Origin of the sequence: Streptomyces sp. NPDC002870 (assembly GCF_042888505.1) — a bacterium.
Classification (GTDB): Bacteria; Actinomycetota; Actinomycetes; order Streptomycetales; family Streptomycetaceae; genus Streptomyces.
In genome coordinates this window covers 25,555-49,345 of the sequence record NZ_JBIAPW010000051.1, presented here as the reverse complement: position 1 = coordinate 49,345, position 23,791 = coordinate 25,555, and the positions used below count along the sequence as shown (strand labels likewise).

The following is a 23,791-nucleotide window of genomic DNA, read 5'->3' as shown; positions in this document are numbered from 1 at the left end:
TCAACGCGCACCGCTCCGGCACCATCAAGGGCCTGTCGGCCGAGGTCGGCGCGTCCATCTCGTCCGGCGCGATGATCTGCGAGATCAAGGACTGACGTCCGGCCGTCCGGCTGTGTTCATACGTGTGGGGCCTGTCCGTTCGAGTGAGAACGGGCAGGCCCCACACGCGTGTCAGGGCGTGGGCCCTGAGCAGACCGGAGGCCGGACCCGCCGATTCCGGGGTGGCATGCTGGGACATCGGGGGGTGGACTCAGGGAGGACGGCGCGATGGCGGCGAGTACGGGGACTACGGCGGCGGGTTCGGCCCGGCCGATGCGCGCCGATGCGCGCCGCAACTACGAGCGACTGCTGACCGAAGCCCGTACCGTCTTCGCCGAGCACGGAACCGACGCAGCGCTCGAGGAGATCGCACGCCGCTCGGGCGTGGGCATCGGCACGCTGTACCGGCACTTCCCCAACCGCCACGCGATGATGAGCGCGGTCTTCCAGGACGCGCTGGCCTCACTGCTGCAGCGCTCCCGCGAGCTGGCCGGCGCGGAGCAGCCGTGCGTAGCCCTGGTGGAGTGGCTGCGCGCCATCATCACTCATGCGGGTGAGTACCGCGGCCTGGCGCGGGCGCTCATGTCGGCCTCGCACGACAAGAGTTCGGCACTGTCACAGTGCAGCGTGCCGATGCGCGAGGCGGGCGAACGGCTGCTGGTGCGGGCGCAGGAGAGCGGCGCCGTGCGGGCCGATGTGTCGATCGGGGACCTGATGCAGTTGACGAACGCGATCGCCCTGGCGGCGGAGCAGGACCCGGAAGACCCGGAGTTGGCGGACCGGCTGCTGATGCTGACGCTACGGGGGCTGAAGGAGGAGACGCGCGGCTGAGGGGTTCGGGGCCGGGGGGCGCCGCTGCCGGCGGGCCCTTCCCCATTTCGCCCCTTCCCACAACCGGGCCGGCCCCGGACCCCCTGGGTCGGCGACTTCGCGCCAAGGGCGGGCAGCAACCCGCGGGCGCGGGCCTCAGCGGCGGCGCAGGTCCGCCACCCTTGCCGCGCGTTCCGCGGGTGGCTGGTCCGGGGCCAGGGACCCCGCCGCAGTACGCAGAGGAGTGCCCCCACGGGTGCGGCGCTGGCCAGGGAGAGGGACGTCCCGGCGGGGCTGGCGCCCCGTCGGGACGCCGTCACCGCCCGCGGCTCCCGCGCCCGGTCCGGCCACCGTGATCTGGACCCCCTGGTCCGCCAGCGCCTGGAGCTCCGTCGCCGCGCGGTCGTCGTGCGTCGGCGGCTCGTCGGTGACCAGCCGCGTGATCACGTCCGTGGGCACCGTCTGGAACATCGTGTCGGTGCCCAGCTTGGTGTGGTCCGCCAGGACCACCACCTCCGCCGCGGCCTGGACCAGCGCCCGGTCGACGCTCGCCGAGAGCATGTTGGACGTGGACAGGCCGCGCTCCGCGGTCAGCCCGCTCCCGGAGAGGAAGGCACGGGACACCCGCAGCCCCTGCAGGGACTGCTCCGCGCCGCTGCCCACCAGCGCGTAGTTGGAGCCGCGCAACGTCCCCCCGGTCATGACGACCTCGACCCGGTTGGCGTGCGCCAGTGCCTGAGCCACCAGCAGGGAGTTGGTGACGACGGTCAGCCCGGGGACGCGCGCAAGCCGGCGGGCCAGCTCCTGCGTCGTCGTCCCCGCGCCGACCACGATGGCCTCGCCCTCTTCGACGAGGCCCGCGGCGAGATCGGCGATGGCGGTCTTCTCCGCGGTCGCGGACAAGGATTTCTGCGGAAAACCGGACTCACGGGTGAAACCGCCCGGCAGTACCGCACCGCCGTGCCGGCGGTCGAGGAGTCCTTCTGCCTCCAGCGCCCGCACGTCCCGCCGTACGGTCACTTCGGAGGTCTGGACGACGCGGGCGAGCTCACGGAGCGACACGGCCCCGTTGGCGCGCACCATTTCGAGGATCAGTTGGCGACGTTCTGCAGCGAACACGAAACTGACAGTAACCTGACCCACCGATAGTTTTCAGCAGTATGCGCCGAATAACAGAAGATGCGCCCACACCGGGCCGCCAAGTGGTATGGGCGGCACCGTAGTTGATCGCCGGACGCGCCGAGTGCCCGGGGTTCTTCGGGTTTACACCCGCATCACGCCTCGCCCGACATTTTCCGGGTGTGCAACTGCCGTGCCACCTCTGCGATCGACCCCGACAGAGACGGGTACACGGTGAAAGCGTTTGCGATCTGCTCCACCGTCAGATTGTTGTCGACCGCGATCGAGATGGGATGGATCAGTTCGCTGGCACGCGGCGAGACGACCACGCCGCCGACCACGATCCCGGTACCCGGCCGGCAGAAGATCTTGACGAAGCCGTCCCGGATGCCCTGCATCTTCGCGCGCGGATTGCGCAGCAGCGGCAGCTTGACCGAGCGCGCGTCGATGACGCCGGCGTCCACGTCCGACTGGCTGTAGCCGACCGTCGCGATCTCGGGGTCGGTGAAGACGTTCGACGAGACGGTCTTCAGGTTCAGCGGCTGCACCGCGTCGCCCAGGAAGTGGTACATCGCGATACGGCCCTGCATGGCCGCGACCGATGCGAGCGCGAAGACGCCGGTGACGTCACCGGCGGCGTACACGCCGGGGGCGCTCGTACGGGAGACCTTGTCGGTCCAGATGTGGCCCGAGTCCTTGACCTTGACCCCGGCCCCCTCCAGGCCCATGCCCGCGGAGTTCGGGATCGCGCCGACCGCCATCAGGCAGTGCGAGCCGGAGATGACCCGGCCGTCGGAGAGCGTGACCTCGACCCGGTCGCCGACGCGCTTGGCGGACTCGGCGCGGGAGCGGGCCATGACGTTCATGCCGCGGCGGCGGAAGACGTCCTCGAGGACGGCGGCGGCGTCCGGGTCCTCGCCGGGCAGCACGCGGTCACGGGACGAGACGAGGGTGACCCGGGAGCCGAGCGCCTGGTACGCGCCGGCGAACTCCGCACCCGTAACGCCGGAGCCGACCACGATGAGCTCCTCGGGGAGCTCGTCCAGGTCGTACACCTGCGTCCAGTTGAGAATCCGCTCTCCGTCGGGGAGGGCGTCCGGGATCTCGCGCGGGTGGCCGCCGGTCGCGATCAGCACGGCGTCGGCGGTCAGCGTCTCCTCGGTGCCGTCCGCGGCGCGCACGACCACCTTGCGGGAGCCGTCCATCGCCTGCTGGCCCTCCAGCCGAGCGCGGCCGCGCAGCACGCGCGCGCCGGCCCGGGTGACGGAGGCCGTGATGTCGTGGGACTGGGCGAGCGCGAGCCGCTTCACGCGTCGGTTGACCTTGCCGAGGTCGACGCCGACGATCCGGGCGGCCTGCTCCATCGGCGGGGTGTCGTCGGCGACGATGATGCCCAGTTCCTCGTGCGAGGAGTCGAAGGTCGTCATCACCTCGGCCGTGGCGATGAGGGTCTTGGAAGGTACGCAGTCGGTCAGCACCGACGCCCCGCCGAGGCCGTCGCAGTCGACGACGGTCACCTCCGCGCCGAGCTGGGCGCCCACCAGGGCCGCCTCGTATCCGCCGGGTCCGCCGCCGATGATCACGATCCGGGTCACTGGGGTCACGCCTCGCGCTCTCGTTACGTTCTGCCGGGTTCGGGGATGGCCCCGTGGGACGCAGTACGTCCTCCATTGTCCCGCACGGTACAAGTGCCATCGCCCCGGGTCCCTCGATCGGCGAACGGCATCCACCCGTGCCCCTCCCGTACCCTCGATCCCATGTCGCTCTACGCCGCGTACGCCGGCAACCTCGACGCGCGGCTGATGTCCCGCCGCGCCCCGCACTCCCCGCTGCGCGGCACCGGCTGGCTCAACGGCTGGCGGCTGACCTTCGGCGGCGAGCAGATGGGCTGGGAAGGGGCGCTGGCCACGATCGTGGAGGCGCCGCGCTCCCAGGTCTTCGTCGCGCTGTACGACATCGCCCCGATGGACGAGGACTCCATGGACCGCTGGGAGGGCGTCGGCCTGGACATCTACCGGCGGATGCGGGTCAGGGTGGACACGCTGGACGGCGAGGAGCCGGCCTGGGTGTATGTGCTGAACGGGTACGAGGGCGGGCTGCCGTCGGCGCGGTATCTGGGCGAGCTCGCGGATGCGGCGGATTCGGCGGGGGCGCCGCACGACTATGTGATGGAGCTGCGGAAGCGGCCTTGCTAGTGCGTTCGGCTGCCGTTTGTCGGAAACGACAAGACAACGATCCAAACACCGTGAGCTGCGTCATCTACGCGCGTAGGGAATGACCGGCTAGGCTCGTCCGCGTGAACGCATCTGTGAATCCGGACCTCAACGGCGTTACCGCCGACCCCCACGCCGCAGCCGATGCCGCAGCCGCGCGCCTGCGTGAGCTGACCGGCACCGAGACGCATGACGTAGCCCTGGTGATGGGCTCCGGCTGGGCCCCGGCCGTCGACGCGCTCGGTACGCCCGAGGCCGAGTTCCCGGTCACCGAGCTGCCCGGCTTCCCGCCGCCGGCGGTCGAGGGCCACGGCGGCACGATCCGCTCGTACCGCATCGGCGCGAAGCGGGCGCTGGTCTTCCTGGGCCGTACGCACTACTACGAGGGCCGCGGTGTCGCCGCGGTCGCGCACGGGGTGCGCACGGCGGTCGCCGCTGGCTGCAAGACCGTCGTCCTGACGAACGGCTGCGGCGGTCTGCGCGAGGGCATGCGCCCCGGGCAGCCGGTGCTGATCAGCGACCACATCAACCTGACAGCGACGTCGCCGATCGTCGGCGCGAACTTCGTGGACCTGACGGACCTGTACTCGCCGCGGTTGCGGGCGCTGTGCAAGGAGATCGACGCGTCGCTGGAAGAGGGCGTGTACGTGCAGTTCCCCGGCCCGCACTACGAGACGCCGGCCGAGATCAACATGGTCCGCGTGATGGGCGGCGACCTGGTGGGCATGTCCACGGTCCTCGAGGCGATCGCGGCGCGCGAGGCGGGCGCGGAGGTGCTGGGCATCTCCCTGGTCACGAACCTCGCGGCGGGCCTGTCGGGCGAGCCGCTGAACCACGAGGAAGTGCTGCAGGCGGGGCGGGACTCGGCGGCGCGGATGGGTGAGCTGCTGACGCGGGTGCTGGACCGCATCTGAGGGTGCGGGCTCGGCGGCCGGCCGGGGGGTTTCCCCCGCCCGCCCCTCCCCGCTGTACCGATTTGCGGCTCCGCCGCGTGGGGAGCTTCGCAGCCCGGTCAGGGCGAGCCCCGGGCACGCCGAGGCCCGTTATGGGTAACTCGCGGGGGCGGGAGTACCTCACCGCGAGGATGCCCGCCGAGAATGGGCGGGCGAAGAAAACACACGAGAGGCGGACCAACCGTGCAGCAGGACCTCATCGCGCGGGCCAGGACGTGGCTGGCAGAGGACCCGGACGCTGAGACCCGGGACGAGCTCGGGAAGCTCATCGAGGCACAGGATCTCGACGAGCTCGCCGCACGGTTCGCCGGGACGCTGCAGTTCGGGACGGCCGGGCTGCGCGGGGAGCTCGGGGCCGGACCCATGCGGATGAACCGGGCCGTCGTCATCCGCGCCGCCGCCGGGCTCGCCGCGTACCTGAAGGCGAAGGGGCAGGGCGACGGGCTCGTCGTCATCGGGTACGACGCCCGGTACAAGTCCGCCGACTTCGCGCGCGACACCGCCGCCGTCATGGTCGGCGCCGGCCTCCGCGCCGCAGTGCTGCCGCGCCCGCTGCCCACGCCCGTACTCGCCTTCGCCATAAGGAAGCTCGGCGCCGCCGCCGGCGTCGAGGTCACCGCCAGCCACAACCCCCCGCGCGACAACGGCTACAAGGTCTACCTCGGCGACGGCTCGCAGATCGTTCCGCCCGCCGACGCGGAGATCGCGGCCGAGATCGAGGCGATCCGCAGCCTGGGCGACGTACCGCGTGCCGAGGCCGGCTGGGACACCCTCGGCGAGGAGGTCCTGGAGGCCTATCTGGAGCGTACGGACGCCGTGCTGACCGCAGGCTCCCCCCGCACCGCCCGCGTCGTCTACACCGCCCTGCACGGCGTCGGCAAGGACGTGCTGACCGCCGCCTTCGCCCGCGCCGGTTTCCCCGCGCCCACCCTCGTACAGGAGCAGGCCGAGCCTGACCCGGCCTTCCCGACCGTCGCGTTCCCCAATCCGGAGGAGCCGGGGGCGATGGATCTCGCCTTCGAGACCGCCCGCCGGGTCCAGCCGGACATCGTCGTCGCCAATGACCCCGACGCGGACCGCTGCGCCGTCGCCGTCCCCGAAGGCGCGGACTGGAGGATGCTCCGCGGCGACGAGGTCGGCGCGCTCCTCGCCGAGCACCTCGTCCACAAGGGGGTGTCTTCGCAGGACAGGAACAGCGCCTTCGCCGAGTCCATCGTGTCCTCGTCCCTGCTCGGGCGGATCGCGGACGCGGCTGGGCTCCCGTACGAGGAGACGCTGACCGGCTTCAAATGGATCGCCCGCGTGGAGGGCCTGCGGTACGGCTACGAGGAGGCGCTCGGCTACTGCGTCGACCCCGACGGCGTACGCGACAAGGACGGCATCACCGCGGCCCTCCTCGTCACCGAGCTCGCCTCGGAGCTCAAGGAGCAGGACCGCACCCTCACCGATCTGCTCGACGACCTCGCCGTCGAGCACGGACTGCACGCCACCGACCAGCTGTCGGTGCGGGTCGAGGACCTGAGCATCATCGCGAACGCGATGCGCGCGCTGCGCGAGCAGCCGCCGGCCGTGCTCGCCGGGCTGCGGGTCGCCGTCGCCGAGGACCTGAACCGGGGCACGGACAAGCTGCCGCCCACGGACGGCCTGCGGTACTACCTCGACGGCGAGTTCAAGGCCCGGGTCATCGTCCGCCCGAGCGGCACCGAGCCGAAGCTCAAGTGCTACCTGGAGGTCGTCGTGCCGGTCGCGGACGCGAGCGAGCTGGCGTCGGCGCGGGAGCGGGCGACGGAGGTCCTGGAGGGGATCAAGCGGGACCTGGCGGCGGCAGCCGGTATCTGACCGCCGGTACGGGTGATTCTCGTACGGAGCCGAGGCAGCGACAGCCGCTCCTTCGGACCGGCCGGGAAATGGTGTTCCGTCGGCTTTCCGTCAGTTGATCGAACGTCAGAAGACCGTCAGCCGATCGCCAGCAGCACCGTGAGCAGTGCCGCCCCGGCCACCGCCGGCGCGAGGACCTCGTACGCCCAGCGGATCTGCGGCTCCCCCTGCGCACCCTGCATCGCGGCGTTGCGCTCGGCCAGTTCCCGCAGGTCCGCGACCGTCTGGTCCGCGGGAGCGAGCCGCGCCCTGGAGTCGGTGACATCCGCGCTCACCGACGTCCGCCCGTGCGGGTCGTCCTGCGCGTTCTGCATCTGGCGCCGCGCGGCCCGCTTGCGCTGCCGCAGCGAGACCGGGACCGCCCACAGCTGGTACTTCGTACCGTCCTGGGTGATCGCCTCGCTGGAGTACCCGGCCCGCACATCCGCGACCGACGCCCAGGGCAGCGTGATCGTCCGGAAGGGGTTCCTGATCCGCAGCCGGTCGTTGTTGGCGAAGACCGCCGGGCGCAGTGTGAAGGCCGCCACCAGCGGGACGGCCAGCAGCGCCGCGGCGAGTGCCAGCCACGGTGTGCGCCCCTCGCCCCGGATCAGCGCGTCCCCGCAGATCCATGCGATGAGCGCGAGCAGCAGCACTCCGCCCACCATCGCGGTGTGCGACCGGAAGGTCCGGTCGGCATAGGTGGGCTCGGCGGGCTGCTGGGGGCTCGTCATGGTTCCGATTCTGCCGTACGCCTCCGGCCGTGGTTCCCTGGCCTGGTGACACCCGGCGCCCACGTCCTCTCGGGCAACCTCCTTCCCTACCCCCCTGTACAGGTCGCTACGCGCGTAGATATGCTCCCCTTGTGACCATGCCCATCGCACCCGCATTCGCTGACGTGACCGCGTCCGACAGCACACTGCGCCGCTTTCTCCACGGTCTGCCCGGCGTCGACGCCGTCGGCCTGGAGGCCCGCGCCGCAGGGCTCGGTACGCGTTCGATCAAGACCACGGCCAAGGCGTACGCCATCGACCTGGCCATCTCGATGATCGACCTGACGACGCTCGAAGGCGCGGACACCCCGGGCAAGGTCCGGGCGCTCGCCGCCAAGGCCGTCCATCCCGACCCGACCGACCGCACCACCCCGGCGACCGCCGCTGTCTGCGTCTACCCCGACATGGCCGCCGTCGCCGCCGAGGCCCTGAAGGGGTCCGGGGTCAAGGTCGCCTCCGTCGCCACCGCCTTCCCGGCCGGCCGCGCCGCGCTCGACGTGAAGCTCGCGGACACCCGCGACGCCGTCGCCGCCGGGGCCGACGAGATCGACATGGTGATCGACCGGGGAGCCTTCCTCTCGGGTCGATACTTGAAGGTGTACGACGAGATCCGCGCCGTGAAGGAGGCCGCGGGCCCGGCCCGGCTGAAGGTCATCTTCGAGACCGGCGAGCTCTCCACGTACGACAACATCCGCCGCGCCTCCTGGCTCGGCATGCTGGCCGGCGCGGACTTCATCAAGACCTCGACCGGCAAGGTCGCGGTCAACGCCACCCCGGCCAACACGCTCCTGATGCTGGAGGCCGTACGCGACTTCCGCGCGCAGACCGGCGTCCAGATCGGCGTGAAGCCCGCGGGCGGCATCCGTACCACCAAGGACGCCATCAAGTTCCTCGTCCTGGTCAACGAGACCGTCGGCGAGGACTGGCTGGACAACCACTGGTTCCGCTTCGGCGCGTCGAGCCTGCTGAACGACCTGCTGATGCAGCGTCAGAAGCTGGCGACCGGCCGCTACTCCGGCCCCGACTACGTGACGGTGGACTGAAACCCCATGACCATGGCCAAGCAGACTTTTGAGTACGCACCCGCCCCCGAATTGCGGTCGATCGTCGACATCGCCCCGTCGTACGGCCTCTTCATCGACGGCGAGTTCACCGACGCCGCGGACGGCAGGGTCTTCAAGACGGTCTCCCCGTCCACCGAGGAAGTTCTCTCCGAGGTCGCCCAGGCCGGCGTCGAGGACGTGGACCGCGCCGTGAAGGCGGCCCGCAAGGCGTTCGAGAAGTGGTCGGCCCTGCCCGGCGCGGAGCGCGCCAAGTACCTGTTCCGCATCGCGCGGATCATCCAGGAGCGTTCGCGCGAGCTGGCCGTCCTGGAGACCCTCGACAACGGCAAGCCGATCAAGGAGACCCGCGACGCGGACCTCCCCCTCGTCGCCGCGCACTTCTTCTACTACGCGGGCTGGGCCGACAAGCTCGGCCACGCCGGGTACGGACCCGACCCGCGCCCGCTCGGCGTCGCCGGCCAGGTCATCCCGTGGAACTTCCCGCTGCTGATGCTCGCGTGGAAGATCGCCCCGGCGCTCGCCACCGGCAACACCGTGGTGCTGAAGCCGGCCGAGACGACTCCGCTCTCCGCCCTCTTCTTCGCGGACATCTGCCGCCAGGCGGGACTGCCGAAGGGCGTCGTCAACATCCTTCCGGGATACGGCGACACGGGTGCCGCGCTCGTCGAGCACCCCGACGTCAACAAGGTCGCCTTCACCGGCTCGACCGCCGTCGGCAAGGCCATCGCCCGCCAGATCGCGGGCACCGACAAGAAGGTCACCCTCGAACTCGGCGGCAAGGGCGCGAACATCGTCTTCGACGACGCCCCCATCGACCAGGCCGTCGAGGGCATCGTCACCGGCATCTTCTTCAATCAGGGCCAGGTCTGCTGCGCGGGCTCGCGCCTGCTGGTCCAGGAGTCGGTCCAGGACGAGCTGCTCGACTCGCTCAAGCGCCGTCTCTCCACGCTGCGCCTCGGCGACCCGCTGGACAAGAACACCGACATCGGCGCGATCAACTCCGCCGAGCAGCTCGCCCGTATCAAGGCGCTGACCGAGACGGGCGAGGCGGAGGGCGCAGAGCGCTGGTCGCCCGCGTGCGAGCTGCCGAGTTCGGGCTACTGGTTCGCGCCGACGCTGTTCACGAATGTCACCCAGGCGCACCGGATCGCGCGCGACGAGATCTTCGGCCCGGTGCTGTCGGTGCTGTCGTTCCGTACGCCGGACGAGGCGGTCGCCAAGGCCAACAACAGCCAGTACGGCCTGTCCGCCGGAATCTGGACGGAGAAGGGCTCCCGCATCCTCGCGGTCGCCGGCAAGCTCCGTGCGGGTGTGGTGTGGGCCAACACGTTCAACAAGTTCGACCCGACCTCGCCCTTCGGCGGCTACAAGGAGTCGGGCTTCGGCCGCGAGGGCGGCCGGCACGGTCTGGAGGCCTACCTCGATGTCTGATGTGACTCGTCTCAGCGTCTTCAAGACCTACAAGCTGTACGTAGGGGGCAAGTTCCCCCGCTCCGAGAGCGGCCGGGTGTACGAGGTGACGGCGAAAACATCAGCCACCGGCGCGGCGGGCAAGGGCAAGGGCAAGTGGCTGGCGAACGCCCCGCTGTCCTCGCGCAAGGACGCGCGTGACGCGGTCGTCGCGGCCCGCAAGGCGTTCGGCGGCTGGTCGGGTGCGACCGCGTACAACCGCGGCCAGATCCTCTACCGCATCGCGGAGATGCTGGAGGGCCGCCGCGAGCAGTTCACCGCCGAAGTCGCGGCCGCCGAGGGCCTGTCCAAGTCGAAGGCGGCCGCGGTCGTGGACGCGGCGATCGACCGCTGGGTCTGGTACGCGGGCTGGACGGACAAGATCGGCCAGGTCGTGGGCGGGGCGAACCCGGTGGCGGGCCCGTTCTTCAACCTCTCCACCCCCGAGCCGACGGGCGTGGTCACCGTCGTCGCGCCCCAGGAGTCGTCCTTCCTGGGCCTGGTCTCGGTGCTCGCCCCGGTGATCGCCACGGGCAATACGGCGATCGTCGTCGCGAGCGAGAAGTCCCCGCTCCCCGCCCTCTCCCTGGGCGAGGTGCTGGCCACTTCGGACCTGCCGGGCGGCGTGGTCAACGTCCTGTCGGGCAGGACCGCCGAGATCGCGACCCCGCTGGCCGCGCATCAGGACGTCAACGCGATCGACCTGACGGGCGCGGACGCCGATCTGGCCCGCGAACTCGAAATCGCGGCGGCGGACAACCTCAAGCGGGTTCTCCGTCCACAGCCTGTGGATTTCTCGGCCGACCCGGGCACGCACCGCCTGACGGCCTTCCTGGAGACGAAGACGGTCTGGCACCCGACCGGCTCGCTCGGCGCGTCCGGTTCGGCGTACTGACCGCCCGGGCTCTCCCGGCCCCATGACCGAGCCCCCTGCCGTCCCGTCCGGCGGCAGGGGGCTCTTCCGTGCGCGCGGCTCAGCCCGGGAGCAGCGCCGTCGCCTGCCCCACCAGCGGCAGGTCCTGCAGCGCGCCGCCCCTGGTCACCGGGTCCGTCACCATCGCGGTGCTCACCGGTTTGAAGTCGGCGATCTGCGTGCCCACGGCGTTGTCCAGCGGGTCGACGCCGCTGTTCGCCAGCGGGTCGAGCTGAAGGCTCTTGACCGGCGCCAGCGCGCCCGGCAGCGCGTGCTCGACGCCGGCCGGCACGAGGAGGTCGTCCGCCGACTGCCCGGACGCCAGGGGTGCGCCCAACGGCAGCACGGGGGCTGCCTGCGCCGCCGCACCGCCCGCGCCGATGGCCGCCGCACCCGCCGCGGCGACGGTCAGGCCGACGCGCAGCAGAGCGCGCCGCTGGTTGTTCGAAGCTGCATGACGAGCCATGGGATTCCTGCCTACGTGAGTAATCGCGTGAGTGCGCAGAGTAGTTGAGATGTCACTCCCGGCACCAACCGCTGACCCGGGGGGTCCCCTGCCCGGGTCAATGCCGCACACTTGTCTCCCGTGAGTTCCCAACCCATCCCGACCCGCGTCGTCTTGCTCGCGGGCCCCTCAGGCTCCGGAAAGTCGTCCCTCGCCGCCCGTACCGGCCTGCCGGTGCTGCGCCTCGACGACTTCTACAAAGAGGCCGGCGACCCGACGCTGCCGCTCGTCACGGGCAGTACGGACACCGACTGGGACTCCCCGGGGTCCTGGGACGCGGATGCGGCGGTGGCGGCGATCGCGGAGCTGTGCCGTGCGGGACGTACGACCGTCCCCGTGTACGACATCGCCACGAGCGCACGCGTCGGCACGGAGGCGTTCGCCATCGACCGCACGCCGCTGTTCGTGGCGGAGGGCATCTTCGCGGCGGACATCGTCGAGCGCTGCCAGGAACTGGACGTGCTGGCGGACGCACTGTGCCTGCGCGGCCGCCCGTCGACGACGTTCCGCCGCCGGCTGGCCCGGGACCTGCGCGAGGGCCGCAAGTCGGTCGGCTTTTTGCTCCGCCGCGGCTGGCGCCTGATGCGCGCGGAGCGCGGCATCGTGGCCCGCCAGACCAGCCTGGGAGCTCACCCCTGCGGCAAGGAGGAGGCCCTGGGCCGACTGGCGGCTGCGGCCGCCGGCCGCTGCCGCAGGTCGCCCGCGGCGCGGACGTTGGCGTAACGGAGTCGTTCCTACCCACCCGCCCTTGATGGTGGGGCACGAGGTACCCCCCACGCCCGCCGTGGCGGGCACCTGCGCGCCGTGCAACAGCGCGGCAGGCGGAGGTGAACGCCTGCAGGCACCGCAGGCAGCCATTGAGCAACCCCCACGCCGAGCGGCCGCCTCCGCGAAAGCGGCGCCGGTTCAGGCGCAAAACGCAGCGGGGCCGGACAAGACCCCCCGGCCTGTCCGGTCCCGCTTCTTTCTCCCCCGTGGGCCCCCGTGACCCCCGTGACCCCGTGATCCCCCGTGACCCCGTGGTCCCCCCGATCCCGCCGTCTCCCCCGAAACGGCGGCCCCGTTCCCCCGTTGCCCTCAGGCCACCAGCTCGCCGAAGGACTCTTCCTCGTCACGGCCGAAGCTGAGGACCTCGTCCTCACGCAGCCGGCGGAGCGACCGCCAGATGCTCGACTTCACCGTGCCGACACTGATGTCCAGGATCTCCGCGATCTCCGGGTCGGTGCGGCCCTCGTAGTAGCGAAGGACCAGCATCGTGCGCTGGAGCTCGGGAAGCCTGGCCAGCGCCTGCCAGAGCACCGCGCGCAGCTCCGTACCCCGCATCGCGTCGGTGTCGCTCGCCGTCTCCGGCAGCTCCTCCGTGGGGTACTCGTTGAGCTTGCGCCGGCGCCAGGCGCTGATGTGCAGGTTGGTCATCGTGCGGCGCAGATAGCCCCCGACCGCCGCCTTGTCGCTGATCCTGTCCCAGGCCCGGTACGTCGAGAACAGCGCGCTCTGGAGCAGATCCTCCGCCTCGAACCGGTCACCGGTCAGGTGGTACGCGGTCGCGTACAGGGAGGCGCGGCGTTCCTGCACGTAGGCGGTGAACGCCGCTTCGGCATTCACAGTCTCCGAAAGGCTCGTCCGCTCCCCCGTGGCCTCCCCGTACGCGGCCCCGCTTCCCCCCACGGTCGCGTCAACCACCGTCATGTACGACGGCTTGTGCTGACGCCCGGCGCCGCGAACGCACCCCCGCCCGTTCACCGCGCCGGACTTCTCCGTGCTCCTCACGACGTCGTGGAGACGCGTGACAACTGCGCTTGAGTTGGTGCTGTGCAGTGCGTTCATCTCGCGCCCCCCGTCGAGTGGAGTCAGCTTCCGTCCGTGTGCCAAGAAGCTTGCCCGGGCAGTTTCATGGCGTTGTCCTTCGACTGTCACAGACCTGTCACAGGGGCCCTCGGGGACCCTTCCGGGACCCCTTCCCCACTCGTCCCGAAGCGCTCGAAGCGCCTCCCACAAGGGGAGGAGTCGTGTGAGAGGGCCCCAACGGTCGAACTCCGGCGCCCCCATGGGCCAGAATGACCTCCGTGCCTTTCCTGTTGCTGATCGAGGACGACGACGCCATCCGCACGGCCCTCGAACTCTCGCTGTCACGCCAGGGCCACCGAGTGGCCACCGCGGCGACGGGCGAGGACGGCCTGAAACTGCTGCGCGAGCAGCGGCCTGACCTGATCGTGCTGGATGTGATGCTGCCCGGGATCGACGGTTTCGAGGTGTGCCGCCGGATCAGGCGCACCGACCAGCTGCCGATCATTCTGCTGACCGCGCGCAGCGACGACATCGATGTGGTCGTGGGGCTGGAGTCGGGCGCTGACGACTACGTCGTCAAGCCCGTGCAGGGCCGTGTGCTGGATGCCCGGATCCGCGCGGTGCTGCGGCGCGGCGAGCGGGAGTCCACCGACTCTGCGACCTTCGGCTCGCTGGTCATCGACCGCTCCGCCATGACGGTCACCAAGAACGGCGAGGACCTGCAGCTCACGCCGACCGAGCTGCGGCTGCTGCTGGAGCTGAGCCGCAGGCCCGGGCAGGCCCTGTCGCGGCAGCAGCTGCTGCGGCTGGTGTGGGAGCACGACTACCTCGGCGACTCGCGGCTGGTCGACGCGTGTGTGCAGCGGCTGCGGGCGAAGGTGGAGGACGTGCCGTCCTCACCGACCCTGATCCGTACGGTACGTGGCGTGGGCTACCGGTTGGACGTCCCGCAGTGAGACATGTGCACACGCTGACTGCCCACAGGAACGGAACCCCTCGGTGAGCGGTGCCGCAAAGCGCGCGATTCTCGCCGGACTTCGCTGGACGAGCCTGCGGCTGCGTCTCGTCGTCGTCTTCGCCCTGGTCGCGCTGACCGCCGCCGTGTCCGCGTCGGGCATCGCGTACTGGCTCAACCGCGAAGCCGTGCTGACCCGTACGCAGGACTCGGCGCTCGACGACTTCCGCCAGGAGATGCAGAACCGGGCCGCCGCGCTGCCGCTGCGGCCCTCGCAGAACGAGCTGCAGAAGACCGCCGAGCGGATGGCCGGCGGCAACTCCGGCTACAGCGTGCTGCTCATCGGCGAGCGGGCGCAGGGCAAGCCGGTCGTCGGCGCCTCGGACCCGGACAGTTTCACGCTCGGCGACGTGCCGGACAAGCTGCAGGAGGCGGTGAACGAGCGGCAGGGCGTCGGCGCGGGCAACTCCGTCCCGTACCACCTCTACTGGCAGCGCACCGAGCGCGGCGGCAAGCCCTACCTCGTCGGCGGCACGCGGATCGTCGGCGGCGGTCCGACCGGCTATCTGTTCAAGTCGCTGGACCAGGAGCGCCAGGACCTCAACTCGCTCGCCTGGTCGCTGGGGATCGCCACCACGCTCGCACTCGTCGGCTCCGCGCTGCTCGCGCAGGCCGCGGCAACCACCGTGCTCAAGCCCGTGCACCGCCTCGGCGAGGCGGCCCGCAGACTCGGCGAGGGCAAGCTCGACACCCGGCTGCGGGTCTCCGGCACGGACGAACTCGCCGAGCTGGCAAGGACGTTCAACAAGACGGCGGAGTCGCTGGAGAAGAAGGTCGCGGACATGAGCGCGCGGGAGGAGTCCAGCCGCCGCTTCGTCGCCGACATGTCGCACGAGCTGCGCACCCCGCTGACCGCGCTCACCGCCGTCACCGAGGTGCTGGAGGACGAGGCCGACAGCCTCGACCCGATGATCGCGCCCGCCGTGAACCTGGTGGTGAGCGAGACCCGGCGGCTCGGCGACCTCGTCGAGAACCTGATGGAGGTCACCCGCTTCGACGCGGGCACCGCCAGGCTCGTGGTGGACACGGTCGACGTCGCCGACCAGGTCACCGCCTGCATCGACGCACGCGCCTGGCTGGACGCGGTGGAGCTGGACGCCGAGCGCGGGATCATGGCTCGGCTCGATCCGCGCCGGCTCGACGTGATTCTGGCGAACCTGATCGGCAACGCGCTCAAGCACGGCGGTTCGCCGGTACGGGTGTCGGTACGACCGATCGACCACGAGCTGCTGATCGAGGTACGGGACCACGGCCCCGGCATCCCCGAGGACGTACTGCCACATGTCTTCGACCGGTTCTACAAGGCGAGCGCCTCTCGGCCGCGATCCGAGGGCAGCGGTCTGGGGCTGTCGATCGCGATGGAGAACGCGCACATCCACGGCGGCGACATCACCGCGGCCAACTCCGCGGACGGCGACGGCGCGGTGTTCGTACTGCGGCTTCCGCGCGACGCCTCGTCGCTGAAGGACAGCGACGAGGATACGGACCCGGATGCGGACTCGGACGGCGGCGACGAGCGCGGCCGTGGTCGGGGAGAGGGAGACGCGCAGTGACGCCTCATGGCCGTACCCGCACCGGCGCCCGTACCCGGTGGACGGCAGCCACTCTGGCCGCACTCACGACCGCCGTGGTGCTCGGCGGCTGCGGGATCAGGCCCACCCAGGTGCCGGTCGACGCGGGCCCCGCGCCCTCGCGGGTGCCCTGTGAGGTGACCGACGAGAACATCACCCCGCAGGCGCAGCCGCAGGGTGTCCCGGTCCGGGTCTACCTGGTCTGCGCATCGCAGCTGGAGTCAGTGGACCGTACGGCCCAGATCGCCGAGGGGAAGGCCGCCGACAGCCGCGTGCAGGTCGCGCAGGCGCTCCTCGACGAGCTCCAGGAGGAGCCGTCGTCGCCGGAGCACGAGGCGGGCTTCGCCACATACGTACGCGGGCCTCTGACGCTGAGCGGGCCCCGCAAGGGCGATCCCGCGGGCACGCTGCGGCTGAACCGTCAGCCGGAGGACCTTGCGACGGCGGCGCTCGCCCAGATCGTCTGCACCTTCGCGGAGAACAGGACGGCCGCCACGGGCGGCTCGGTGCTGCTGGGCGGGCCCGGGGAGTACGCGCCGCGGGCGTACCAGTGTTCCGCCGGGACCAAGGAGCGGCCCGACGAGACCGTGCCGACCCTCGGCCCGCTCCCCTCGTCGTAGGGCGCCCACGTACGCCTCGTCGTAGTCGTCGTACGCCTCCCGCTGGGCCGGTCGGGTTCCTCTTTGGAACCTCGCGGAACCGATTCGCGCGCAGCATGCGTCTTGGGGGGCGTGCAGCGTCAAGGTCCGGCCGGCAGTGCCGCCATCCGCTTCCGCGCGGCGGGGGTCATCCTCCTCCTCGCGCATCTGCTGCTCGTCGCATGGCTGACGCTGCGCCCGCTGGACGTGGTGTGGGTGACGGCCACGAATCTCGAGCCGTTCGCCGGGATAAGGGCGGATGTGGCGCTGGGTCCCGTTCAGGCCGCGCGCCGGATCGGCGAAGGACTGCTGCTGCTGGCCCCCCTCGGCATACTGCTGCCGATGGCGGGCGGCCGCCTCGCGGTCTCTCCCGTGGCCTCGCTGGCCCGCACTGTCGCGACCGGAGCCCTGCTGTCGCTCAGCATCGAGCTGCTGCAGACGGGGGTGCCCGGCCGGGTGCTCGACGTGGACTCGCTGCTGCTGAACACGGCCGGGGTGACCCTGGCCCATCTGGTGGTGGTGCCCGCGGGACGGGCCCGCCTCCGTCGCAGGCGGGAGCGCGCGGCCACGGGCTCCTCCCGGCAGAGCCGCGGGGCCCTGCTGCGGGATGAGGCGTCTCAGGGGGCGACCCCGACGATTCCCAGGGTCGGGATCGCACCGTAGAGCGACGCTTTGACCCCCTTCGCTCGGCCACCATGGAGTCATCGGGAGCACGACGAAGCTGCTCCCACGAACGGTTCTCGCGAAGGAGCCCACCATGGCCGCAATTGCCCGCCCCCGAGACGGACGCATGATCGGTGGAGTGTGCACGGCGCTGGCGCGGCGCTTCGGCACCTCCGCGACCACGATGCGTGTGATCTTCGTCGTCTCGTGTCTGCTGCCCGGGCCGCAGTTCCTGCTCTACCTGGCGCTGTGGATACTGCTGCCGTCGGAGAAGACCGCCGGCACCGCCTGGTAGTTCATCCCCGGCGGTCCCTCCCGTCACGAGCAGAGTGGGGGGGGGGGGGGGGGGGGGGGGGGGGGGGGGGGGGGGGGGGGGGGGGGGGGGGGGGGGCGCGGGGGGGGGCGGGGGGGGGGGCGGGGGGGGCGCGCCCCCCCCCCCCGGCCCCCCCCCCCCCCCCCCCCCCCGCCGGCCCCCCCCCCCCCCGCCGCGGGGGGCCCCCCCCCCCGGGGGGGGGGCCCCCCCCCACTTGTTCGGCGTACGTCAGGCGACGCCGGACGACGTCAGCCGAGGCCGGGCAGACCACCGGGCAGACCGCCCGCCAGTCCGCCAGGCAGGCCGCCCGCCAGTCCGCCGGGCAGACCACCGGTCGCGCCGCCGACCGGGAGGCCGCCGAGCAGGCTGGTGACCGGATCGGCCTGGTCGGTCGTCGGCAGCGCCTTGGCGGCGGCCCCCTGGACGGCGGCCGGCAGCGTGGTCGCGTTCCCGATGAGCGCCTGCTGACCGCCCGCCAGCGACTCGGGGGCGGCCGGGAGCGTCGTGACGGCGTCCTGGACCGGCAGGATGCTGGTGACCGTGTCCAGCGAGGCGGCGGAGTCGGGGAGCGCGGCCGGCGCGGCGGAGGCAGTGCCCGCGGCGGCAGCGGCGAAGGCGGCGCCGAGAGCGGCGACACCGAGAGTCTTGGCAGCAGACTGCTTCATCAGTGATGAGTCCTTGGGACGGGAGTATTGAGCGGCTCTGCAAGCTAGCCAGCCCCGCACAGCGGCCGCAAACACCACGAAGCGGCCGAGTGTTGACGATCCCGGCCGCTTCGGCACATCAAGAATCAGCTCTCACCGTGGGAAGAGTCGCTGGTCGTGGCGGTCTGCCGGAACAGCCATTCGGACTTCAATTCGGCGTATCCCGGCTTGATCACGTCGTTGATCATCGCCAGTCGTTCATCGAAAGGAATGAACGCCGACTTCATCGCATTGACGGTGAACCACTGCATGTCGTCGAGCGTGTATCCGAAAGTCTCGGTCAGCAGCTCGAATTCGCGGCTCATGCTGGTGCCGCTCATCAGCCGGTTGTCGGTGTTGACCGTGGCCCTGAAGTGCAGTCTGCGCAGCAGCCCGATGGGGTGTTCGGCGTACGAGGCGGCCGCACCGGTCTGCAGATTGGAGGTCGGGCAGAGCTCCAGCGGGATGCGCTTGTCCCGTACGTAGGCGGCGAGCCGCCCGAGCCTCACGGTGCCGTCGTCGGCGACCTCGATGTCGTCGATGATCCGCACCCCGTGCCCGAGGCGGTCCGCGCCGCACCACTGGAGCGCCTGCCAGATCGACGGCAGCCCGAAGGCCTCGCCCGCGTGAATCGTGAAGTGGTTGTTCTCCCTCTTCATGTACTCGAAGGCGTCGAGGTGGCGGGTGGGCGGGAAGCCCGCCTCGGCGCCGGCGATGTCGAAGCCGGCGACGCCGGAGTCGCGGTAGCGGTTGGCGAGTTCGGCGATCTCCAGGGCGCGGGCGGCGTGCCGCATCGCGGTCAGCAGGGCGCCGACGCGGATGCGGTGGCCGCTCGCGCGCGCCCGCCGCTCGCCCTCGCGGAAGCCCTCGTTGACGGCTTCGACGACCTCTTCGAGGGTGAGTCCCGCCTCCAGGTGCTGCTCGGGGGCGTACCGCACCTCGGCGTAGACGACGCCGTCCTCTGCGAGGTCCTCCGCGCACTCGGCGGCGACCCGGAAGAGCGCGTCACGCGTCTGCATGACGGCGCAGGTGTGCGCGAAGGTCTCCAGGTAGCGCTCCAGCGAGCCGGAGTCGGCCGCCTCGTGGAACCAGATGCCTAGCTTGTCGGGCTCGTGCTCGGGAAGGGAGTCATAGCCCGTTTCGCGGGCGATTTCGATGATCGTGCCCGGACGCAGCCCGCCGTCGAGGTGGTCGTGGAGGAGCACCTTCGGAGCGCGGCGGATCTGGTCCGCGGTGGGCGTGGTGAGGGTCTGGCTCGTCATCTGCGCACTCTAGCCCCTACGCGCGTAGAGAGCGCCCCCTCGCACCCCCTGTCGATACGTAACAGTGACCGTGCGGACGGGTGGAGTACACCTGCACTTCTGAGACTGTTCTGCCATGGCACACCACGCACTGTCGCTGAGGTGGGGGCGTCCGGCCGAGGCGGCCGGAGGAGCGGACACGCGCCGCGAGGCGACCGTGGCAAGGGGAGCGCGCGCGAGCCGGACACCGCCGCGCGCTCGTCTCGGCCGTGCGGTCGGCGGTCGCGCGCTGGGAGCGGACTCCGCCGTGGGCGGGGTGGTGCTACTGCTGCCGGACGGCGAACCGGAGTCGGCACGCAGGCCCTCACCGCTGTCGTACGCCGCGGCGCTGCCGCTCGGCCGCTCGCTGGCCAGGGCGGGCCGCGCCGACGGCCTGTTCGTGCACGCGGTCCACTACCGCTGCCGCGGCTGGAACGGCCCGGACGCTCATCTCGCGGCGGACGCGACCTGGGCGGTGGAGGAGGTCGTACGCCGCTACGGCGACGTCCCCGTCTGCCTGGCGGGCCATGGCATGGGGGGCCGCGCGGCACTCCACGCGGCGGGCCATCCGGCGGTCAACTCCATACTGGCGCTGGCGCCTTGGCTGCCGGAGGACGATGTGGCCGCCGCCCCGGAGCCGGTGAAGCAGCTGGCGGGACGCCACGTCCTGATCGTGCACGGCACGAACGACGCGCGTACGGACCCGGAACTGTCCTACCGGCTGGCGGAGCGGGCGAAGAGGACGAACCGCGACACCTGCCGCTTCGAGGTCCACTCGGACGGCCACGCACTGCGCGAGCACCAGGGCGAAGTCCAGGCCCTGGCTTCGGACTTCGTCCTCGGCGCACTGTTCGCGCGCGCCTACGCCCGCCCGGTGGCGGACGCGCTCGCCGCCCCGCCGCCGCTGGGCCTGCGGATGCCGCTGGCGGGAGGTTTCGGGCGGTCGCTGCGGCCGTAGCGGGGTGAGCCCGGCCGGGGTCGGTCCGGCCGGGGTCAGTCCGGCAGCAGGTGGCCCCGGCGTGACAGCAGGAAGCGTTTGAACTCCGCCACCGGGGCCGTGTCCGGATGGCCGCCCAGCCACGCGACACCGATTTCGCGGACCGCGCGCGGGGCCGTCACCGTCAGTTCGACCACGCCCGGACGCGCCACCGCCGGCGGTGGAAGCAGGGCCACGCCCAGGCCCGCTGCGACCAGGCCGCGCAGGGTTTCCGCCTCCTCGCCCTCGAAAGCCACGCGTGGCGTGAAGCCCGCCTGCGCACACAGGTCGTCGGTGATCCGCCGGAGTCCGTAGCCGGGTTCGAGGGTGACGAAGGTTTCGTCCGCCGCCTCCGCGAGGCGGATCCGCTTGCGGGAAGCGAGACGGTGGTCGTCCGGCACGACGAGGCGCAGCCGCTGCTCGTCCAGGCGGCGGGCGACCAGGTCGGGCGCGTCCGGGACCGGCGAGGTCAGACAGAGGTCGAGGTCGCCGGCGCGCAGGCGCTCGATCATCGCCTCGCCGTAGTTCTGGACGAGGGTGAAGCGAATACGCGGGTGGTCCGCCCGGAACGCGCGGATCAGCCCCGGCACGGTCTCCGAGCCCATGGTGTGCAGAAAGCCGAAGGCCACCTTCCCCGCCCCCGGATCCGCGTCCGCCCGTACCGACTCCGCCGCCCGCTCCACCTCCGCGAGCGCCCGCTCCACGGAGGTGAGGAAGGTCCGGCCGGCCGGGGTCAGCGACACCGTACGGCCCTTGCGGGCGAACAGCACCACCCCGAGATCCTCCTCGAGCCGCACGATCGCCCGCGACAGCGTCGACTGCGGGACGCCCATCTCCTGCGCCGCACGCGTCACATGCTCCTGGCGGGCCACCCCGGCGAAGTACGCCAGGCGCGGAGCGAGCATCAGCGCTGTGTCCTTTACGTATTCTTCGTAACTACTCGGTGACAGCCGCGGCTGTGAGCTGTATTGATGCGCCATGGGAACGATTATCGCCATTCCATGCATTGGACGCATGAAATACCAGGCCTTACGTTCGATGCATGCCTCCTGCAAGTACCAAGGCGCCCGCCACAGCCGCGGGCGCCGACTCCGACGACCGCCTCGCCCCCTCCTCCCCCGGCTACCGCCGCATGAGCTTCGCGCTCTTCGCCGCCGGCGTCGCCACCTTCGCCCTCCTCTACTCCACCCAGGCGCTGCTGCCCGCCGTCTCCGCCGACTTCGGCGTGAGCGCGAGCGCCGCCAGCTGGACGGTCTCCGCTGCGACGGGCGCGCTGGCCCTGTTCGTACTGCCGCTGAGCGCCCTCTCCGAGCGGTACGGGAGACGCACCGTGATGACCGCCTCGCTCGTGGTCGCCGTCGTGATCGGGCTGCTGGTGCCGTTCGCGCCGAGCCTTGAGTGGCTGGTGGCGCTGCGCGCCGTGCAGGGCGCGGCGCTCGCCGGGCTCCCGGCGTCGGCGATGGCGTTTCTCGCGGAGGAGGTGCGGCCCAAGGCCCTGGTCGCCGCGATCGGTCTGTTCGTGGCGGGTAACAGCATCGGCGGCATGAGCGGCCGGATCGTCACCGGCTGGGTGGCCCAGCTCTGGGGCTGGCGCGCGGCGCTCGCCGCGGTCGGCATCATGGCGGTGGTGTGCGCGCTGGTCTTCCGCGCGATGCTCCCCAAGGCCCGCCATTTCACGCCCGGTTCGCTGAACCCGCGCGCCCTGGCGAAGACCGTCCGCGGCCATCTCGCCGACCCGCTGCTGCTGCGGCTGTACGCGATCGGCGCACTGTTCATGACCGTCTTCGGCGCGGTCTACACGGTGATCGGCTACCGGCTGGTCGAGGCCCCCTTCAGCCTCCCCCAGGGCATCGTCGGCTCGATCTTCCTGGTCTACCTGGTCGGCACGGTCTCCTCCGCCGCGGCCGGCGGGCTCGTCGCCCGCCTCGGCCGCCGCGGCGCGCTGTACCTCGCGGTCACCACCACCGCGGCCGGTCTGCTGCTGTCGCTGGCCCAGTCGCTGCCCGCCGTCCTGCTCGGCCTGGTCCTGATCACCGCGGGCTTCTTCGCCGGCCATGCGGTCGCCTCGTCCTCGGTGAGCCATACGGCCAAGACGGGCCGCGCCCAGGCCTCCGCGCTCTATCAGTCGGCGTACTACCTCGGCAGCAGCGCGGGCGGCACGCTCGGCGCGGTCGCCTTCCACTCCGGCGGCTGGGCAGGCACGGTCGTGCTGGGCCTGCTCGCGGTCCTCGGCGTCGTATCGATCACGCTGTACGGGACGCGGGTCGCCAGGGCCGAGCACCGCCTGGTCCTGGCGTCGGCCCGCCACTGAGATTCCGTACCGAATCCGTGCAACTCCTGCTCCCCGGCGAGCGTCAAACACTGAGCGATCGCAATCGCGTAGTGCACAAAGGGGAGTTGGTGGCTGTGGCAGACACAGGCGGGACAAGAGGGACAAGAGGGACGCGCGGCATACGTGGGCGGGCGGGCATCGTGCTCGGACTGACCGGCCTGGTGGTCCCGCTGACCGTGGCACTGGGCAGCGGGACCGCGCACGCCGCGTCGTGCACGACGTCCACGGGGCCGTACCAGAAGCAGGTCGAGAAGTTCCTGGGACGCCCGGTGGACGGGAAGCAGTCGGCTGCCGACTGCAAGGCCATCCGCGCCTTCCAGGCCAAGCACGGGATAACCCCGACCATCGGCTACGCGGGGCCGGTGACGTGGCGCACCATGAGCACGATGCTCGCGCAGCGGGCGGCAGGAAAGACCCCGAACAAGGCGGGCAAGTGCCCGACCAACAAGGGCCGGATCGCGTGCGTCGACCTGACCCGCCAGCTGACCTGGATCCAGGACGGCAGGCATCTCAAATACGGCCCGGTGCCGGTGCGTACGGGCAAGAACGGCACCGAGACCCGGACCGGCGCGAAGAAGATCTACTGGCGCAGCATCAACCACTGGTCGACGCTCTACAACGTGCGGATGCCGTATTCGCAGTTCTTCGACCGCGGCCAGGCCTTCCACTCCACCACGAAGTCGATGTACAACCCGCCCGGCTCCGGCGGTTGCGTCAATATGCGCCCCACGGACGCGAAGGCATACTGGAATCTGCTGAAGAACGGCGACGACGTCTACGTCTACGGGCGCAAGCCCGGAACCTGATCCGCATTGTCAGTCCCCTCCTGTAGGTTCC

24 protein-coding genes are annotated in these 23,791 nt (G+C 71.4%); 16 read left to right on the top strand and 8 right to left on the bottom strand.

Annotated features, from left to right (window positions below; translation table 11 throughout):
* Positions 1–267: 267 nt before the first annotated feature.
* On the top strand, positions 268–870 hold the full coding sequence (locus ACFYWY_RS36090; protein ID WP_389195048.1) for a TetR/AcrR family transcriptional regulator: 603 nt from the start codon (positions 268–270) through the stop codon (positions 868–870).
* 135 nt (positions 871–1,005) lie between these two features.
* On the opposite strand, the gene ACFYWY_RS36085 is transcribed toward ACFYWY_RS36090, so the two are convergent.
* Both ACFYWY_RS36085 and ACFYWY_RS36080 read right to left on the bottom strand, forming a co-directional pair.
* The gene (locus tag ACFYWY_RS36085) at positions 1,006–1,932 is read right to left on the bottom strand and encodes a DeoR/GlpR family DNA-binding transcription regulator (RefSeq protein WP_389195061.1); all 927 of its coding nucleotides are present in this window, start codon (positions 1,930–1,932) and stop codon (positions 1,006–1,008) included.
* A 191-nt stretch (positions 1,933–2,123) separates the two neighbouring features.
* Positions 2,124–3,572 carry an NAD(P)H-quinone dehydrogenase gene (locus tag ACFYWY_RS36080; RefSeq protein ID WP_389195045.1) on the bottom strand — a complete coding sequence of 483 codons (1,449 nt, stop codon included), beginning with the start codon at positions 3,570–3,572 and terminating at the stop codon, positions 2,124–2,126.
* Between the two features lie 153 nt (positions 3,573–3,725).
* Between ACFYWY_RS36080 and ACFYWY_RS36075 the strand changes: the two genes are divergently transcribed.
* The 3 genes from ACFYWY_RS36075 (at position 3,726) to ACFYWY_RS36065 (ending at position 6,973) form a co-directional block, all read left to right on the top strand.
* Positions 3,726–4,163: a gamma-glutamylcyclotransferase gene (locus tag ACFYWY_RS36075; RefSeq protein WP_142214025.1), complete on the top strand. Its 438-nt coding sequence runs from the start codon at positions 3,726–3,728 to the stop codon at positions 4,161–4,163.
* Between the two features lie 101 nt (positions 4,164–4,264).
* Entirely contained in the window at positions 4,265–5,095 is an 831-nt protein-coding gene (locus ACFYWY_RS36070) for a purine-nucleoside phosphorylase (protein ID WP_389195041.1), read from the top strand.
* 183 nt (positions 5,096–5,278) lie between these two features.
* Positions 5,279–6,973 (top strand): phospho-sugar mutase, encoded by a 1,695-nt coding sequence (locus tag ACFYWY_RS36065; RefSeq protein ID WP_389195039.1) that lies wholly within the window; start codon positions 5,279–5,281, stop codon positions 6,971–6,973.
* Positions 6,974–7,089: 116 nt separating this feature from the next.
* Here ACFYWY_RS36065 and ACFYWY_RS36060 read toward each other — a convergent pair whose 3' ends face one another.
* Positions 7,090–7,725 (bottom strand): PH domain-containing protein, encoded by a 636-nt coding sequence (locus ACFYWY_RS36060; protein WP_389195037.1) that lies wholly within the window; start codon positions 7,723–7,725, stop codon positions 7,090–7,092.
* 137 nt (positions 7,726–7,862) lie between these two features.
* On the opposite strand from ACFYWY_RS36060, the gene deoC reads away from it, so the two are divergent.
* The 3 genes from deoC to ACFYWY_RS36045 are packed head-to-tail and all read left to right on the top strand — an operon-like array spanning position 7,863 to position 11,172.
* Positions 7,863–8,807 carry a deoxyribose-phosphate aldolase gene (gene deoC, locus ACFYWY_RS36055; protein WP_389195059.1) on the top strand — a complete coding sequence of 315 codons (945 nt, stop codon included), beginning with the start codon at positions 7,863–7,865 and terminating at the stop codon, positions 8,805–8,807.
* Between the two features lie 6 nt (positions 8,808–8,813).
* Complete coding sequence (locus ACFYWY_RS36050) at positions 8,814–10,259, top strand: aldehyde dehydrogenase family protein (RefSeq protein WP_389195034.1); 1,446 nt, start codon at positions 8,814–8,816, stop codon at positions 10,257–10,259.
* Positions 10,252–11,172 (top strand): aldehyde dehydrogenase family protein, encoded by a 921-nt coding sequence (locus tag ACFYWY_RS36045; RefSeq protein WP_389195031.1) that lies wholly within the window; start codon positions 10,252–10,254, stop codon positions 11,170–11,172. Before ACFYWY_RS36050 ends, ACFYWY_RS36045 begins: the two co-directional genes overlap by 8 nt.
* A 79-nt stretch (positions 11,173–11,251) precedes the next feature.
* Here the strand turns inward: ACFYWY_RS36045 and ACFYWY_RS36040 are convergent, their stop codons facing one another.
* Complete coding sequence (locus tag ACFYWY_RS36040) at positions 11,252–11,656, bottom strand: hypothetical protein (protein ID WP_389195028.1); 405 nt, start codon at positions 11,654–11,656, stop codon at positions 11,252–11,254.
* 120 nt (positions 11,657–11,776) lie between these two features.
* On the opposite strand from ACFYWY_RS36040, the gene ACFYWY_RS36035 reads away from it, so the two are divergent.
* Positions 11,777–12,418, top strand: a complete 642-nt coding sequence (locus ACFYWY_RS36035) for a uridine kinase (protein WP_389195025.1) — start codon at positions 11,777–11,779, stop codon at positions 12,416–12,418.
* A gap of 354 nt (positions 12,419–12,772) precedes the next feature.
* On the opposite strand, the gene ACFYWY_RS36030 is transcribed toward ACFYWY_RS36035, so the two are convergent.
* Positions 12,773–13,522 (bottom strand): SigE family RNA polymerase sigma factor, encoded by a 750-nt coding sequence (locus ACFYWY_RS36030; protein ID WP_389195022.1) that lies wholly within the window; start codon positions 13,520–13,522, stop codon positions 12,773–12,775.
* Between the two features lie 239 nt (positions 13,523–13,761).
* Between ACFYWY_RS36030 and afsQ1 the strand changes: the two genes are divergently transcribed.
* The 5 genes from afsQ1 to ACFYWY_RS36005 all read left to right on the top strand — a co-directional run bounded on the left by afsQ1 (position 13,762) and on the right by ACFYWY_RS36005 (position 17,665).
* On the top strand, positions 13,762–14,439 hold the full coding sequence (gene afsQ1 / locus ACFYWY_RS36025) for a two-component system response regulator AfsQ1 (RefSeq protein ID WP_175257369.1): 678 nt from the start codon (positions 13,762–13,764) through the stop codon (positions 14,437–14,439).
* A 43-nt stretch (positions 14,440–14,482) separates the two neighbouring features.
* The gene (locus ACFYWY_RS36020) at positions 14,483–16,051 is read left to right on the top strand and encodes an ATP-binding protein (RefSeq protein WP_389195019.1); all 1,569 of its coding nucleotides are present in this window, start codon (positions 14,483–14,485) and stop codon (positions 16,049–16,051) included.
* The gene (locus ACFYWY_RS36015; protein WP_389195016.1) at positions 16,048–16,689 is read left to right on the top strand and encodes a hypothetical protein; all 642 of its coding nucleotides are present in this window, start codon (positions 16,048–16,050) and stop codon (positions 16,687–16,689) included. The genes ACFYWY_RS36020 and ACFYWY_RS36015 overlap by 4 nt, the downstream gene beginning before the upstream one ends.
* Before the next feature lie 111 nt (positions 16,690–16,800).
* Positions 16,801–17,370, top strand: a complete 570-nt coding sequence (locus tag ACFYWY_RS36010) for a VanZ family protein (RefSeq protein WP_389195013.1) — start codon at positions 16,801–16,803, stop codon at positions 17,368–17,370.
* 94 nt (positions 17,371–17,464) lie between these two features.
* Positions 17,465–17,665, top strand: coding sequence for a PspC domain-containing protein (locus tag ACFYWY_RS36005; RefSeq protein ID WP_389195010.1), 201 nt, complete (start codon positions 17,465–17,467; stop codon positions 17,663–17,665).
* A 266-nt stretch (positions 17,666–17,931) separates the two neighbouring features.
* Here ACFYWY_RS36005 and ACFYWY_RS36000 read toward each other — a convergent pair whose 3' ends face one another.
* Together ACFYWY_RS36000 and ACFYWY_RS35995 are read right to left on the bottom strand one after the other, a co-directional pair.
* Positions 17,932–18,348, bottom strand: a complete 417-nt coding sequence (locus tag ACFYWY_RS36000; protein ID WP_389195008.1) for an ATP-binding protein — start codon at positions 18,346–18,348, stop codon at positions 17,932–17,934.
* A gap of 125 nt (positions 18,349–18,473) precedes the next feature.
* Complete coding sequence (locus ACFYWY_RS35995; protein WP_389195005.1) at positions 18,474–19,628, bottom strand: adenosine deaminase; 1,155 nt, start codon at positions 19,626–19,628, stop codon at positions 18,474–18,476.
* A gap of 295 nt (positions 19,629–19,923) precedes the next feature.
* Between ACFYWY_RS35995 and ACFYWY_RS35990 the strand changes: the two genes are divergently transcribed.
* A complete protein-coding gene (locus tag ACFYWY_RS35990; protein WP_389195056.1) occupies positions 19,924–20,604 on the top strand; it encodes an alpha/beta hydrolase in 681 nt (226 codons plus the stop codon).
* A gap of 35 nt (positions 20,605–20,639) precedes the next feature.
* On the opposite strand, the gene ACFYWY_RS35985 is transcribed toward ACFYWY_RS35990, so the two are convergent.
* On the bottom strand, positions 20,640–21,602 hold the full coding sequence (locus ACFYWY_RS35985; RefSeq protein ID WP_389195002.1) for a LysR family transcriptional regulator: 963 nt from the start codon (positions 21,600–21,602) through the stop codon (positions 20,640–20,642).
* Between the two features lie 62 nt (positions 21,603–21,664).
* On the opposite strand from ACFYWY_RS35985, the gene ACFYWY_RS35980 reads away from it, so the two are divergent.
* Together ACFYWY_RS35980 and ACFYWY_RS35975 are read left to right on the top strand one after the other, a co-directional pair.
* The gene (locus ACFYWY_RS35980; protein WP_389195000.1) at positions 21,665–22,933 is read left to right on the top strand and encodes an MFS transporter; all 1,269 of its coding nucleotides are present in this window, start codon (positions 21,665–21,667) and stop codon (positions 22,931–22,933) included.
* 158 nt (positions 22,934–23,091) lie between these two features.
* Positions 23,092–23,760, top strand: coding sequence for a L,D-transpeptidase family protein (locus ACFYWY_RS35975; RefSeq protein ID WP_389195053.1), 669 nt, complete (start codon positions 23,092–23,094; stop codon positions 23,758–23,760).
* Positions 23,761–23,791: the final 31 nt, after the last annotated feature.

Coding starts and splice junctions, on each gene's coding strand:
- ACFYWY_RS36090 (WP_389195048.1), top strand. CDS start 268: ATGGCGGCGAGTACGGGGACTACGGCGGCGGGTTCGGCCCGGCCGATG.
- ACFYWY_RS36085 (WP_389195061.1), bottom strand. CDS start 1,932: ATGGTGCGCGCCAACGGGGCCGTGTCGCTCCGTGAGCTCGCCCGCGTC.
- ACFYWY_RS36075 (WP_142214025.1), top strand. CDS start 3,726: ATGTCGCTCTACGCCGCGTACGCCGGCAACCTCGACGCGCGGCTGATG.
- ACFYWY_RS36065 (WP_389195039.1), top strand. CDS start 5,279: ATGGGCGGGCGAAGAAAACACACGAGAGGCGGACCAACCGTGCAGCAG.
- ACFYWY_RS36060 (WP_389195037.1), bottom strand. CDS start 7,725: ATGACGAGCCCCCAGCAGCCCGCCGAGCCCACCTATGCCGACCGGACC.
- deoC (WP_389195059.1), top strand. CDS start 7,863: ATGCCCATCGCACCCGCATTCGCTGACGTGACCGCGTCCGACAGCACA.
- ACFYWY_RS36050 (WP_389195034.1), top strand. CDS start 8,814: ATGACCATGGCCAAGCAGACTTTTGAGTACGCACCCGCCCCCGAATTG.
- ACFYWY_RS36045 (WP_389195031.1), top strand. CDS start 10,252: ATGTCTGATGTGACTCGTCTCAGCGTCTTCAAGACCTACAAGCTGTAC.
- ACFYWY_RS36040 (WP_389195028.1), bottom strand. CDS start 11,656: ATGGCTCGTCATGCAGCTTCGAACAACCAGCGGCGCGCTCTGCTGCGC.
- ACFYWY_RS36030 (WP_389195022.1), bottom strand. CDS start 13,522: ATGAACGCACTGCACAGCACCAACTCAAGCGCAGTTGTCACGCGTCTC.
- ACFYWY_RS36005 (WP_389195010.1), top strand. CDS start 17,465: ATGGCCGCAATTGCCCGCCCCCGAGACGGACGCATGATCGGTGGAGTG.
- ACFYWY_RS36000 (WP_389195008.1), bottom strand. CDS start 18,348: ATGAAGCAGTCTGCTGCCAAGACTCTCGGTGTCGCCGCTCTCGGCGCC.
- ACFYWY_RS35995 (WP_389195005.1), bottom strand. CDS start 19,628: ATGACGAGCCAGACCCTCACCACGCCCACCGCGGACCAGATCCGCCGC.
- ACFYWY_RS35985 (WP_389195002.1), bottom strand. CDS start 21,602: ATGGCGCATCAATACAGCTCACAGCCGCGGCTGTCACCGAGTAGTTAC.
- ACFYWY_RS35980 (WP_389195000.1), top strand. CDS start 21,665: ATGCCTCCTGCAAGTACCAAGGCGCCCGCCACAGCCGCGGGCGCCGAC.